The 14,321-nt window shown below is 71.6% G+C and carries 9 protein-coding genes; 5 read left to right on the plus strand and 4 right to left on the minus strand.

The features are described from left to right. The first annotated feature begins 69 nt into the window (after window positions 1-69). Window positions 70-1,842: an aminotransferase class V-fold PLP-dependent enzyme gene (locus tag VLJ82_RS00080; RefSeq protein ID WP_408661280.1), complete on the plus strand. Its 1,773-nt coding sequence runs from the start codon at window positions 70-72 to the stop codon at window positions 1,840-1,842. A gap of 10 nt (window positions 1,843-1,852) precedes the next feature. On the opposite strand, the gene VLJ82_RS00085 is transcribed toward VLJ82_RS00080, so the two are convergent. Continuing rightward, window positions 1,853-4,144: a RecQ family ATP-dependent DNA helicase gene (locus VLJ82_RS00085; protein WP_408661281.1), complete on the minus strand. Its 2,292-nt coding sequence runs from the start codon at window positions 4,142-4,144 to the stop codon at window positions 1,853-1,855. Between the two features lie 36 nt (window positions 4,145-4,180). Between VLJ82_RS00085 and VLJ82_RS00090 the strand changes: the two genes are divergently transcribed. After that, a complete protein-coding gene (locus VLJ82_RS00090) occupies window positions 4,181-5,995 on the plus strand; it encodes a S9 family peptidase (protein ID WP_408661282.1) in 1,815 nt (604 codons plus the stop codon). 141 nt (window positions 5,996-6,136) lie between these two features. Here the strand turns inward: VLJ82_RS00090 and VLJ82_RS00095 are convergent, their stop codons facing one another. Continuing rightward, on the minus strand, window positions 6,137-6,781 hold the full coding sequence (locus VLJ82_RS00095) for a LysE family translocator (protein ID WP_408661283.1): 645 nt from the start codon (window positions 6,779-6,781) through the stop codon (window positions 6,137-6,139). Between the two features lie 424 nt (window positions 6,782-7,205). On the opposite strand from VLJ82_RS00095, the gene VLJ82_RS00100 reads away from it, so the two are divergent. After that, the gene (locus VLJ82_RS00100) at window positions 7,206-8,687 is read left to right on the plus strand and encodes a hypothetical protein (RefSeq protein WP_408661284.1); all 1,482 of its coding nucleotides are present in this window, start codon (window positions 7,206-7,208) and stop codon (window positions 8,685-8,687) included. An 88-nt stretch (window positions 8,688-8,775) separates the two neighbouring features. Here VLJ82_RS00100 and VLJ82_RS00105 read toward each other — a convergent pair whose 3' ends face one another. Continuing rightward, a complete protein-coding gene (locus tag VLJ82_RS00105; RefSeq protein ID WP_408661285.1) occupies window positions 8,776-9,333 on the minus strand; it encodes an RES family NAD+ phosphorylase in 558 nt (185 codons plus the stop codon). A gap of 2 nt (window positions 9,334-9,335) precedes the next feature. Further along, entirely contained in the window at window positions 9,336-9,803 is a 468-nt protein-coding gene (locus tag VLJ82_RS00110) for an antitoxin Xre/MbcA/ParS toxin-binding domain-containing protein (protein ID WP_408661286.1), read from the minus strand. Window positions 9,804-9,950: 147 nt separating this feature from the next. Here VLJ82_RS00110 and VLJ82_RS00115 point away from each other — a divergent pair, with 147 nt between their 5' ends. Together VLJ82_RS00115 and VLJ82_RS00120 are read left to right on the plus strand one after the other, a co-directional pair. After that, complete coding sequence (locus VLJ82_RS00115) at window positions 9,951-13,487, plus strand: error-prone DNA polymerase (protein WP_408661287.1); 3,537 nt, start codon at window positions 9,951-9,953, stop codon at window positions 13,485-13,487. A gap of 165 nt (window positions 13,488-13,652) precedes the next feature. Then, on the plus strand, window positions 13,653-14,321 hold a 669-nt coding region (locus tag VLJ82_RS00120), incomplete at its 3' end, for a GspE/PulE family protein (RefSeq protein WP_408661288.1).

Consider the following 14,321-nt stretch of genomic DNA (forward strand, 5'->3'; position numbering starts at 1 on the left):
GCCGCACTGTGAGCAGTCGGACAACCCGGCGGTCAGCCGGCCGGCCCGCCAGGCCCTACCCTGGCGGGCATGACCAGCCTCGGATCCGGTGTGCCCGCAGGATACCGAGCCGGGACAGCGGCCCCGGCCGGTCCGCCGCCGGAGACCGCGCTGCTGCGCCGGATCCGCGAGTCGGTGATCGGCGACGACCAGGTGATGCCCGGCCCGTACGGGCCGCGCCGGGTGACCTACGCCGACTACACCGCCTCCGGGCGCGCGTTGGGCTTCCTGGAGGACTTCATCCGCGACGAGGTGCTGCCCCGGTACGCCAACACCCACACCGAGTCCAGCGGCACCGGCCTGCAGACCACCCGGCTGCGCGAGGACGCCCGCGCCATCATCCGCGACGCGGTGGGCGGCGACGACCAGACCGTGGTGATCTTCACCGGTTCGGGCTGCACGTCCGCCATCGACAAGATGATCGGCATCCTCGGGTTGCGAATCCCGGCCGGGCTGGAGGACCGCTACTCCCTCAGCCGGGCGATCCCCGTCGAGGACCGTCCGGTGGTCTTCCTGGGGCCGTACGAGCACCACTCCAACGAGCTGCCGTGGCGGGAGTCGATCGCCGACGTGGTGCTGATCGGGCAGGATGCCGACGGCCAGCTCGACGCCGCCGACCTGGAACGCCAACTGCTGGGCTACGCCGACCGGAAGCTGAAGATCGGCTCCTTCTCCGCGGCCAGCAATGTCACCGGGATCATGACCGACACCGCGCGGATCTCGGCGCTGCTGCACGCGCACGGCGCGCTGTCGTTCTGGGACTACGCCGCCGCGGCGCCCTACATCCGGATCCGGATGTATGAGGATCACGACCAGGGCTACTGCGACGCCATCTTCCTCAGTCCGCACAAGTTCATCGGCGGCCCGAGCACTCCGGGCGTGCTGATCGCCCGGCGCGAGCTGCTCACCAACCGGGTGCCGGTGGTGCCGGGCGGCGGCACGGTGGCCTACGTCAACCCGGCCGAGCACCGCTACCTCACCGACCCCACCGCCCGGGAGGAGGGCGGCACGCCGGCCATCGTCGAGTCGATCCGGGCCGGCCTGGTGTTCCAGCTCAAGGAAGCCGTGGGCCTGCCGGTGATCCGGGCGCACGAGGAGTACTACCTGCGCCGCGCGGTGCAGGCCTGGTCGGCCGAACCGGCCATCGAGATCCTGGGCAACCTGGCCTCGCCGCGGCTGTCCATCCTGTCGTTCGTGGTGCGCTCCGGTGCCGAGGGCCGCCGCTACCTGCACCACAACTTCGTGGTCGCGCTGCTCAACGACCTGTTCGGCGTCCAGTCCCGCGGCGGCTGCTCGTGTGCGGGGCCGTACGGGCACCGGTTGCTGGGCATCGACCTGGAGCGCTCGCACGAGTTCGAGCGCGAGATCGCCGGCGGTTGCGAGGGAATCAAGCCCGGCTGGGTCCGGGTGAACTTCAACTACTTCATCTCCGAGGCGGTCTTCGACTACATCGTCGAGGCGGTCCGGCTGGTGGCGCGGCACGGCTGGCGGCTGCTCGGCGACTACCGGTTCGACCCGGTGACCGGGCTGTGGCGGCACCGCCTGGGCCCGGCCGAGCCGCCGTTGCGGCTCTCCCAGATCAGCTACGACGAGACCGGTGCGATGGTCTACCCGCATCACCAGGACCGGGCGCCGGAGAGCGAGCTGCGCGGCTACCTGGACGAGGCGGCCCGGCTGTTCGCCACCGCCGAAGCAGCCGCGCTGTCGGCGGATCCGGTGCAGCCGGCTGCCCGCTTCGTCTCGACGGACTTCGAGCACCTGCGCTGGTTCGAACTGCCGGCCGGCTGCCTGCTGCCGGACTGAGTTCTCGCGGTCAGCCGGTCAGGCCCAGCACGAACGGGTACACCGACCCGGCGCCGGCCGCCCGCAGCAACCGCGACACCACGGTGATCGTCCACCCCGTGTCGCAGAAGTCGTCGACCAGCAGCACCGGTGTGCCCCGCAGCTCACCGGCAAGCTGCCCGGCCAGCCGGTCGGGCAGCCGGTAGCCGTTCCAGCAGGCCTTCAGCCGGTGCGCGCTGTTGGACCGGCCGGTTGCCGACCGGCCGACGTGCTCGACGCCGCCGAGATCTGCCAGCCGGCCGATCCGGCTCAGCTGGCCGGCCAGGTCGGCGACCAGGAGCGGGCGGCGCCGCGAGCCGATGTGCACCACCGCTGCCGGGCGCTGCCGCCACTGCCAACCGGCCAGCACGGCGACGGCGGCGGCGATCAGGTCTGCGGGCACGGCTGCGTCCGAGGCGACCGGGCCGGCATCATCTCCCAGACCGGTGGGATCGCCCGGCTGCTCGCCGGCCAGCACCGCCCGAATTCGGCTGCCGTAGCCGAGGTCGGTGAACCGGGCGACGGCCCGGCCGGACTCGGCCGTCTCGGCGGCGGCGATCCGGCCCCGCACCTCGATGCCCAGCGACGGCATTGCCGACGGCCATTGCCGGCGCGGTTCCAGCAACACGCCCGGCCGCTGCAGGCTGTCCTCGGCGGCGGCCACCGCCTCGGCCGGGGCACCGGCACTCAGGGACAGGCCGCCGCAGTTGTCGCACCGGCCGCAGTCCGCGGTGGCCGGGTCGTCCAGCTGGGTACGCAGGTAGCGCATCCGGCAGGAGTCCAGCCGCAGGTAGTTCCGCATCGCCTGCTGCTCGGCCCGGCGCACCTGGTCCAGCCGGGCGTAGCGCTCGGCGTCGTAGTGCCAGGGCTGGCCGGTGGCGGTCCAGCCGCCCTTCACCCGGTGCACCGCGCCGTCGACGTCCAGCACCTTCAGCATGGTCTCCAACCGGGCGCGGGACAGCTCCACCCGGGTTTCCAGCGCCGCGGTGCTCATCGGGCCGGGGCTGCCGGCGAGCACCTCCAGGGTGGCGCGCACCTGGGACTGGGCCGGAAAGCCGACCGAGGCGAAGTAGTCCCAGATCGCCTGGTCCTCAGCACCCGGCAGCAGGATCACCGGCGCCCGGTCCAACCGCCGGCCGGCCCGCCCGACCTGCTGGTAGTAGGCGATCACCGAGGCAGGCGCGCCGAAGTGGATCACGAAGCCGAGGTCGGGCTTGTCGAAGCCCATGCCGAGCGCCGACGTGGCCACCAGCGCCTTGACCCGGTTGGAGATCAGGTCCTCCTCGGCCACCAGCCGCTCGGCCGGCTCCGTCTGGCCGGAGTAGGCGGCCACCGGGTGCCCGCGCTCGCGCAGGTAACCGGCCACCTCCTGCGCCGCGGCCACCGTGAGGGTGTAGATGATCCCGGAGCCGGGCAGGGTGCCGAGCTGGTCGGCGAGCCAGGCCAGCCGGTGTGCGCTGGACGGCAGCGACAGCACTCCGAGCTGGAGGGACTCCCGGTCCAGGCTGCCGCGCAGCACCAGCACCTCGTCCGGTCGCCGGCCCCCGTCGGTGCCGGCATCGGCGGCCGGTGGGCTGCCGAGGCCGAGCACCTCCGCCACGTCGGTCACCACCCGGCTGTTGGCCGTCGCCGTGGTGGCCAGCACCGGGGTACCGTCCGGCAGTTGCGGCAGCAGGGTGCGAAGCCGCCGGAAGTCCGGGCGGAAGTCATGCCCCCAGTCGCTGATGCAGTGCGCTTCGTCCACCACCAGCAGGCCGCAGCTGGTGGCCAGCCGGGGCAGCACCTGGTCGCGGAACTCGGGATTGTTCAGCCGCTCGGGTGAGAGCAGCAGCACGTCGACCTCGCCGCGGTGCACTGCGGCATACGTCGCCGACCAGTCCTCCAGGTTGGTCGAGTTGATGGTCGCGGCCCGGATGCCGGCCTGCTCGGCGGCCGCGATCTGGTTGCGCATCAGGGCCAGCAGCGGCGAGACGATCACGGTCGGGCCGGCGCCGCGGGCGCGCAGCAGGGCGGTGGCGACGAAGTAGACGGCCGACTTCCCCCACCCGGTGCGCTGCACCACCAGGGCCCGGCGCCGGTCGGCGACCAGCGCCTCGATCGCCCGCCACTGATCGGCGCGCAGTTCGGCGGTGGGCCCGGCCAGCGCCCGCAGGTGGGCCTGCGCCTGTTCGCGCAGCAGCCCCCGGTCCTCGTCGCGCACCGCCGGCCCGCCGGTAGCGGGGGCCGGGGGTGCCGGGGAGGCCGGGTGGTCCGGCGGTGCCGGAACCGGTGCGGGAAAGGTCATAGTGGATGTCTAGCAGCCGGGTGCGACGATGCTGGAATGGACAAAACCGGCGACCGGCTGCGCGAACTTCTCGAACTGCGGCGCAGCACCCTGTTCGACATCGACTCCGACGACCGGCTGCTGGTCGGCAACGACGACAGCGGTTCAGTGCAGCTCTACGAGCTGACCCCGGACGGCGGCTGGACCCAGTTGACCGATCTCGGCGAGCCGTGCACCGGCCGGTACCTGCCCGGCGAGCGGGCGGTGGTGGTGTCGGCCGACACCGGCGGCACCGAGCGCACCCAGCTGTCGTTGCTGCGGCTGGACGGCACCGGGACAGCCGCCGCGAGGCTGGCTGAGCTGGAGCCGGTGGTGCACGACCCGGCGTTCATCCACAACCTGCTCGACGTCCAGCCAGATCGGCTGGTCTATGCCACCAATCGCCGCAACGGGGTGGACTTCGACGTGGTCTCGCGCACCCTGTCCACCGGTGCCGAGCAGGTGCTGTGGGACGGCGGCGGCTGGTTCTCCGACGCCGAGGTCTCCGACGACGGCCGCTGGGTGGTGCTGTCCCGGCTGACCCTGCTGCCGGCGTCGTCGGAACTGCTGCTGGTCGAGGTCGGCACCGGCCGGGTCGAGCCGATCACCGACGCGACGGTGCCGGGCGCCTGGTCGAACGTCCGGTGGCTGCCGGACTCCAGCGGGCTGCTGGCCTCGTCGGACTCCGGTGCGGAGTTCGTCTCGCTGCGGCATTTCGAGCTGGCCGGCCGGCGCTGGTCGACGGTGGCGTCCGCCGAGGACAGCGACCTGTTCGGGTGGCCGGCCCCGGACGGCCGCCGGCTCGCGGTGGTCCGTACCCGGGACGGCGCCGACGAGCTGACCGTCCTCGACTGGGCCGGCGGCCCGCTGGGCATAGAGGGGGGCCAGCCGGTCCGGTTCCCGAACCCGGGGGTGCTCACCTTCAACTCGGTGCCGGTCTGGGCACCGGACTCCAGCCTGCTCGGCATGACGTTCGCCTCGCCGGTACAGCCGCCCGAGGCCTACACCTGGCGCGGCGGCGAGCACGCCGAGCGGCGCACCACCAGCAACCCCGCCGCCGCCACCGAGGGGCTGGTGCTGCCGAGCGCCGCGCGGGTGCCGGCCCCGGACGGCGAGCAGATCCCGGTGCTGGTGCTGACGCCGGAACGGCCGGACGGCTCGGCGGTGCTGGTCATCCACGGTGGCCCGGAGGCTGCCTCGGTGCGCAGCTGGAGCCCGGTGGCCGCGGCGCTGGCCCTGGCCGGGCACACCGTGGTGCTGCCCAACGTCCGGGGCTCGTCCGGTTACGGCCGGCGCTGGCTGTCGCTGGACGACGTGGACAAGCGGCTGGACTCGGTGGCCGACCTGGTGGCGGTGCGTGACTGGCTGCCCTCGGCCGGGGTCGACCCGGCCCGGGTGGCGCTGTACGGCGGCTCGTACGGCGGGTACATGGTGCTGGCCGGCCTGACCTTCTACCCCGACCTGTGGGCGGCCGGCGTCGACATCGTCGGCATCTCCTCGCTGGTGACCTTCCTGCAGAACACCTCGGCCTACCGGCGGGCCTACCGGGAACGCGAGTACGGCCGGTTGGACGCCGACCGCGAGGTGCTCGAGGCGGCGTCGCCGCTGCCCCGGATCGGCCGGATCCGCGCGCCGCTGCTGGTGATCCACGGTGCCAACGACCCGCGGGTGCCGCTGTCGGAGGCCGAGCAGGTGGTCGCCGCGGTGCGCGCCAACGGCGTGGAATGCCAGCTGCTGGTCTATCCGGACGAGGGGCACGGGCTGGCCAAGCGGGCCAACCAGCTGGACGCCTACCCGCAGGTGCTGGACTTCCTGGCCCGACAACTGCGCTGATCCGGCTTTCTCAGTCGTCCGCGGGGCCTGTCTGGTCGGTGGTTTCGTATCCGTTTCGAAGGCCCTGGCAACCAGATCGGATACGAAACCGCTGAAACCGCCGAGCGTTCGGCGGAACCCCTGGGCGAGACCGGCTTCGGTTCAGCCGCCGGCGGGGCGGGTCTGGTCGGTGGCGATCTTGAGTGCCAGCACGCCCAGCACGCTGCCCATCAGGTAGCGCTGCACCCGTAGCCAGCCCGGCCGGGTGGCGAAGAACTCCGCGAGGGTGCCGGCGGCCAGCAGGATCAGCAGGTTGCCGGTCAACGCGACGGTGATCTGCACGGCGCCCAGGATGAAGCCCTGCGCCAGCACGTGCCCGTCGTCCGGCCGCTCGAACTGCGGGATCAGCGACAGGTAGAGCACCGCGACCTTGGGGTTGAGCAGGTTGGTCATCATCCCCATGGTGAACAGCCGGCGGGGTGAGTCCGGCGGCATCGCGGCGGGCGCGAAGACCGTCAGGCCACCCGGGCGCAGCGCCTGGAAGGCCAGCCAGGCCAGGTATCCGGCGCCGGCGATCCGCAGCGCCAGGTACAGCTGCGGCACGTGGGTGAAGATCGCGGTCAGGCCGAGGTTGGTGGCGGTCAGGTAGACGCCGAAGCCGGCCGCCACCCCACCGAGCGAGATCACCCCGGCCCGGCGGCCCTGGGTGATGCTGCGCGAGACCAGGTACAGCATGTTCGGTCCCGGGGTGAGCACCAGCGCCAGTGCCACCAGGAAGATGCCGACCACCGCCGATTGTGAGACCACGACAGGACATTCTGCCAGCCGTTCACATCGGGTCACACGCACGGGAGGTGTCGGCGCCCCGGTTTCCGGGGCCCGGACGGAATACCCGTCGGGATCCCTTGACCTGCCAGGGACCCGTGGTCACACTGTTCGCTGACTGTTACCGAACACCTGCCGGCGTGGCCCCTCTTGGCCGCCGCGAGCCACGCCGAGCCTCCAGGGAGACCGGCGACCCCCGCCAAAGGCGTGTCTCATGTTCAGTTCCCGATCAACTCTGCGTCGCCTGCTCGTGCTCGTCGCCGCGCTGACCGTAGCCGCGGCCCTGGCCGCCGCGTGGGGTCCGTCGTCGGCATCCCAACCAGTACCCCACTCGACAGCCGGTCAACATGTGAGAATCAGTTGCGAATACAGCACATTGTGCCCGGATCTCACCGATTCGGCGCAGGTGTTCGGCGAGGACGAGTACGTCGGACACGACGAGCCGTCACTGCTGTTCTACTCCAACCAGCCCGGCTCCGGTAACCGGATGCAGTACTCGATCACCCTGCCGCACGACCCGACACCGGCGCAGCCGACCACCCCGGGCAAGAGCTACAACTTCGAGCTCAACGGCGCGCTGTGGTTCGGAATGGCGCTGTGCGACACCCAGTCCTACCCGGAGCAGGTGTCGACCTGCACGCCGGACAGCGACAGCAACATCGTCGACCCCGCCGTGTCACCCAACCACCCGGGAACCGCCTTCCTGGAGCTGCAGCTGTACCCGCCGGGCTGGGTGCCGTGGCCGACCTGGGCCGTTGCCATCGGAGCGAGCACCTGCAGCCCCACCCAGTGGTGCGCCGCGATGAACGTGTTCAGCCTGCTGGAGGACCCGGTCGCGGGCACCCTGCAGAACCCGACCTGCGCGGCAAGGGTCGGCATCGAGACCTTCCAGTTCGCGTTCGTGACCAAGAGCGGCGTGGCCCAGGCGCCGGCGAACCCGCTCGACTCCACGCTCGCCACCTTTACCCCGAACCCGAAGCAGGATCTGTTCATGAACTCCGGGGACAAGCTGCAGCTGAGCATCTCCGACACCGCGGACGGGGTACGCACCCAGATCGATGACCTGTCCACCCACCAGTCCGGCTCGATGACGGCCAGCCCCGCCAACGGGTTCGTCCAGATCCAGTACGACCCGACCGGCACCAGCTGCAACGCGATCCCGTACGCGTTCCACCCGATGTACAGCACCGCCTCGGAGCAGACCCGGGTGCCGTGGGCCGCGCACAGCTACAACGTCGCCTTCTCCGACGAGATCGGCCACTTCCAGTTCTGCAACGGCGCCACGGTACCGGCCACCCCGTTCGGCCTGGACAGCTCCGGAAACCCGATCACGTGTCCGGCGGGCAATACCGAGGGCAGCGGTGCCAACCAGCGACCCACGGACTCCGACAACGACTTCTGCTTCCCAGCCTCCGAAGCGCTGCTGTACCGGGTGCAGGGCTGTACCGAGACCAACACCGGCTTCGACGGGGTCTCCTACACGCCGGTCTGGCCGGACGGGAACACCAGACTGCATCCGACCCCGTTCCAGTTCACCAGCGCGCGGACCGGCGCCGCTTTCGACCAGCCGTACCAGCGAGTGGCCTTCGAGGCCGACCTGCCGGCGGTCGAGCCGACCTGCAACCGGACCACCGGCGCCGGCTGCACGTTGATACCGCAGACCGACAGCGGCACCCCGGCCGAGTTCTACCCGTTCTTCACCACCACGAACGTCCGGGACACCTGCACCTGGCAGTTCGGCAACGACACCCCTGGCGAGACCAGCAACTTCGGGCGCAACGCCCAGTACGGCTCCCTGCTGCCGCTGACCTATCTCGCCTTCGGCGGCGGTGGCAGCACCGTCACCCGGTTCAACGACTTCCGCAACGTCATCCCGAATCCCTGCTAAGAGGCCGCCAGCAGGGTGAGCTTGCGGGTAGGGCTGATCGCGATCAGCCCTACCTCGCAAGGCAGATCGCACTGTTGCCGGCTACCCGTCAGGGCTCGAGAATGCGACAGAGCACGGCGGCTGCTTCGACCATCGCGGGATGCATCAGGTCGTCCAGCACCGCTACCTCGACAACGGTGAGCAGCCGGCTGTCCCACAGCCCGATGCTGCCCCACCGCGGATCGTAGTAGGACCACCACCGCACGCCGGCGTACCTGCCGGCCTCGTACAGCTTGAGCGCCCAGGACTGGGTGACCGCGCGGTTGCGGGTGACCACCTCCGACGGGCGCAATCCCAACTCGACAAGGGTGTACGCGTCATCCAGGTCGCAGATCGCGGCACCCTCGTCGAGTTCGTAGGTGACCAGCGCCCGCACACTTCTGCTGAGCGAGGGCGTGCCGCGGAACAGCCCGCGATTCCACCGGCTGAACGAGCCGAACGCCTCTGCCAGCGCCCCTGCCGGAGCGTCGGCGAGGTAGAGCACCTGATAGTGGCCGGGGTTGTCCACCCGGTTGCTGCCGCGAGCGGACGACAGGTACAGCGGGTGGCCCGGTTCGCCGGCTCGTGCCGTGTCCAGGTAGGGCAGGACGCGATAGAAGGTGACCATCGTCAGGCGTATGCGCCGCCGGCCAACGCCTCGATGGCCTCGAGCACGGCAGCGGGCCCGTACAGCATGAGCACGTTCAGCGGGATGCCGCCACCGAGATGAGCGTTCGGACTGCTGAGCCAGTCCTCGGCCTGGTCGGGGTAGACCTCCAGCAGCAGCCGCTCCAGCACGTGATTCAGATCGGTGAGCTTGCGCCGGTTCTCCGGGCTGATCTGCTCCTTGCCGGTCCGCCACCGGCTCGGCTGCGAAATCGAGACACCGAGGATCCGGGCGAGGGTGTTGTTGCCTAGGACGGCGACGAGCCGCTCGACAGTCGCTACCGGAGAGAACGCCGTGGCGGCATCGGCCCGTACCGTTACCCGCCCGGCGACAGCGGTGGGCAGAGCTACCGACCGCCGGGCCGGCTTGGCCGCCGCCCTCCGGCGCTTGGCCGGCTGCGGGTTGGTCGGGTCGGAATTAGTACCGCTCATGACCCAACGCTAATCGTTGGGCATGCGGTAGGCAAGGAAGAGGGTCACGAACCACGCCCTGGCATTGCGGTTCCCCGCCACCGGCCGATCGACCGAAATTGACGCGCAAGGCAGATATTCGAACATATGTTCCAGTACACTTCGTCTATGGGGTTCGCTAATCCGCCTAGGCCCTGGCGCGAGCTGGAGCGCCAGCTGTCCGGACGTGCCGGCCCGGAGGGCGACCCGCCGCAGCAGGGCGGGCCGACCACCGAGGACGAGCCGCTACCCCCGCCCACCCCGCTGCGCCCGTCCCGGCGGCGTGGCCACGGCAGCGAGAACCAACCCGACGGCGGCGACTCACCCGCCTGGAGCCGGAAGCGACCGGCCTACGAAGCCCCCGCGATCCCGCTGCCCGACGACACCCCGGTCCCCTACGCCGAGCTGCACACGCACTCCTCGTTCTCCTTCCTGGACGGCTCCTGCGACCCGGAGCAGCTGGTCGAGGAGGCCGTCGCCCTGGGCCTGCAGTCGCTGGCGCTGACCGACCACGACGGCATGTACGGCGTCGCCCGGTTCGCCGAGGCCGCCGACGCGCTCGGCCTGCCGACGGTGTTCGGCGCCGAGCTGAACACCGGCGTCGAGCTGCCGCGGACCAAGTCCGAGCGTGCCATCGCCGCCCGCGCCGGCGTTCCCGACCCGCCCGGCACCCACCTGCTGGTGCTGGCCCGCAACCCGGCCGGCTACGCGAGCCTGTGCCGGGGCATCAGCCAGGCGAACCTGCGCGGCGGCGCCAAGGGGCGGCCGGTCTACGACCTGGATGAATTGGCTGAGCTGTCCGGTAACAACTGGCTGGTGCTCACCGGCTGCCGCAAGGGCAGCGTCCGGCAGGCGCTGGAAGGTGCCGGCTTCGGCACCTTCGCGCTGGACCCGGCCCGGCAGGCGCTCACCGAGCTGGTGGACCGGTTCGGCCGGGACAACGTCGCCGTCGAGCTCACCCACGCCCTGGAGCCGCTGGCCGACGAGCGCTACGCCGCGCTTGCCGAACTCGCCGGCGAGCAGCGGCTGCAGCTGGTCGCCAGCACCGCGGCGCACTACGCCGCCCCGCGGCACCGGCCGCTGGCCACCGCGATGGCCGCGGTCCGGGCCCGCACCAGCCTGGACGCCCTGGACGGCTGGCTGCCCGGCTGGGCCGGCCAGCACCTGCGCTCGGGCGCCGAGATGGCCGCCCGGTTCCGCCGCTACCCCGACGCGGTCGCCGCCGCCGCCCGGCTCGGCACCGAACTCGCGTTTCCGCTCAGGCTGGTGGCGCCGAACCTGCCGCCGTTCCCGGTGCCGGACGGCCACACCGAGATGAGCTACCTGCGCGAGCTGACCTACGCCGGCGCCCGGACCCGGTACGGCCCGCCGGGCCCGGCCACCGACCGGGCCTACCGCCAGCTCGAGCACGAGCTGGCGGTCATCGACCAGCTCGGCTTCCCCGGCTACTTCCTGGTGGTCTGGGAGCTGACCCAGTTCTGCTTCCAGCGGGGCATCCTCTGCCAGGGCCGCGGCTCGGCCGCCAACTCCGCGGTGTGCTTCGCCATCGGCATCACCGCCGTCGACGCGGTCGGGCACAACCTGCTGTTCGAGCGGTTCCTGGCCCCCGAGCGGGACGGGCCGCCGGACATCGACATCGACATCGAGTCCGACCGGCGCGAGGAGGTCATCCAGCACGTCTACGAGATGCACGGCCGCCAGCACGCCGCCCAGGTCGCCAACGTGATCACCTACCGGCCGCGCTCGGCGGTCCGCGACATCGCCAAGGCACTGGGCTACGCCACCGGCCAGCAGGACGCCTGGAGCAAGCAGATGGAGGCCCACCGCTACTGGCAGCCCGCCGCCCCGGACGGCGGACCGGACAGCGTCGCCGCACCCGCCGCCGAACAAGCCGGGCACCCCACCGACGAGCCGGACCCGGACGCGGTGCCCGAGCAGGTGCTGGCCCTGGCCGAGCAGCTGCAGAACGCCCCGCGCCACCTCGGCATCCACTCCGGCGGCATGGTGATCTGCGACCGTCCGGTGATCGAGGTGTGCCCGGTGGAGTGGGGCCGGATGCCCGGCCGGACCGTGCTGCAGTGGGACAAGGACGACTGTGCGGCCACCGGCCTGGTGAAGTTCGACCTGCTGGGCCTGGGCATGCTCTCGGCGCTGAAGTACTGCTTCGACTTCGTCGAGGCCTGGCACGGGCACCGCTACGGCCTGCACGAGATCCCGCCCGAGGACCCCCGGGTCTACGACATGCTGTGCGCCGCCGACACCGTCGGGGTGTTCCAGATCGAGTCCCGGGCCCAGATGGCGACCCTCCCCCGGCTCAAGCCACGCACCTTCTACGACCTGGTCATCGAGATCGCGCTGATCCGGCCCGGCCCGATCCAGGGCGACGCGGTGCATCCCTACCTGCGCCGCAAGAACGGCCTGGAGCCGGTCACCTACCCGCACCCGCTGCTGCAGCCGGCGCTGGAGCGCACCCTGGGCATCCCGCTGTTCCAGGAGCAGCTGATGCGGCTGGCCATCGACGCGGCCGGCTGCAGCCCGTCCGAGGCCGACCAGGTGCGCCGGGCGATGGGTTCCAAGCGCAGCGAGGAGAAGATGGCCCGGCTGCGCGACCGGCTGTACGAGGGGATGGCCGCCAACGGCATCACCGGCGCGGTGGCCGACGACATCTACACCAAGATCAAGGCGTTCGCGGCCTTCGGCTTCGCCGAGAGCCACTCGATCAGCTTCGCCTTCCTGGTCTACGCCTCGTCCTGGATGAAGCTGTACTACCCGGCGGCGTTCTGCGCGGCGCTGCTCAACGCCCAGCCGATGGGCTTCTACTCACCCCAGACGCTGGTGCAGGACGCCAAGCGGCACGGGGTGGCCGTCCGCGGGCCGGACATCAACTCCTCGCTGGCGGCCGCCAGCCTGCAGGAAACCACCGAGGGCGAGTCGAGCTATCCCGGTCCCGGCCCGGCCCAGCCGGCGGTCCGGCTGGGCCTGTCCAGCGTCCGGGCGATCGGCGACGAGCTGGCCGAGCGGATTGTCGCCGAGCGGGAGCGGGGCGGGGAGTATCGCAGCCTCACCGAGCTGGCCCGCCGGGTCGGGCTCAACTCCCCCCAGCTGGAGGCGCTGGCCACCGCCGGCGCCTTCGACTCCCTGGGCACCAGCCGGCGCGCGGCGCTCTGGGTGGCCGGCGCCGCCGCCGACTACCGCCCCGGCCAGCTGGACCTGCCCGCCCCCAGCGAGCAGCAGATCCCGCCGCTGCCGGAGATGACCGAGCCCGAGCAGCTGATGGCCGACCTGTGGGCCACCGGCATCACCCGGGACCGCTACCCGACCGCCCTGATCCGGGACCACCTGACCGGGCTCGGCGTGACCACCTCCACCCAGCTGCGCGAGCTGGAGGACCGGACCCGGGTGATCGTGGCCGGCATCGTCACCCACCGGCAGCGGCCGGCCACCGCCCGCGGCGTCATCTTCGTCAACCTCGAGGACGAGTTCGGGATGGTCAACGTCATCTGCGACCCGGTGGTCTGGCAGCGCCACCGCCGGACCGCCGCCTCCTCCGGCGGCCTGCTGGTCCGCGGCATGCTGGAGTGCTCCGAGGGAGTGGTCAACGTGCTGGCCGAGCGGATCGAGCCGCTGCAGCTGGGCATGCGCACCACCTCGCGCGACTTCCGCTGAGCCCGCTGTCCGGTGCCCCAGGCCGGCCGGCCTGAGATTCGGCCAAGCCCTCAGATCCGCCGGCCGGTCCCCGATAGGTAAAGCCAGGTGGTCCTACCGCACCCGGTGATAAATCCCCCCGGTCCCCGGGTGGGGTAGGTCCACCACCTGCTTCCGGAGGGAACTATGGACCCCGCACTGCGAACCATCGTCACCGCCCTGCGCGGCCGTGGTCTCGATGAGGGCGTGCTGGACCGGGCCATCGAGACCGCCAAGGTCAGCGGCCGGCCGCTGCGCTCAGTACTGGTCGACGACCAGATCATCACCGACCTGCAGCTGGCGCTGGCCACCGCCGACGCCTACGGCGTCGAGGCCGTGGAGCTGTCGGCGTTCCCGGTCGATCCGCAGGCGATGGCCCGGATCCCGCTGACGCTGGCCCGCCGGCACAACATGTTCCCCATCGCGGTCAGCGACACCACCATCACCGTCGCCGTGGGCGACCCCGGCGACGTGCTCGCCCTGGACGACATCCGGGCCGCCACCGGCCTGATGGTGCGCCCGATGGTGGTCACCAAGGAAGACCTCGGCAGGCTGCTGGACCGCTACACCCGCGAGAGCACCGACCTGGACGAGGCGGCCGCGCAGGCCGAGGCCGAGGAGGGTTCCTCCACCGTCGACGGGCTGAACTCGGTCAACGAGGACGCCCCGGTGGTGCGCTACGTCAACTCGCTGCTGGAGCGCGCGATCAGCTCCCGGGCCTCCGACATCCACCTCGAGCCCAGCGAGTTCGACCTCAAGATCCGGCTGCGCATCGACGGCGTGCTGCACGAGGTGGACGCGGTGCCGCGCGGCATC

Source organism: Jatrophihabitans sp. (assembly GCF_035474675.1).
In the GTDB taxonomy this organism is placed as follows: domain Bacteria; phylum Actinomycetota; class Actinomycetes; order Mycobacteriales; family Jatrophihabitantaceae; genus Jatrophihabitans_A.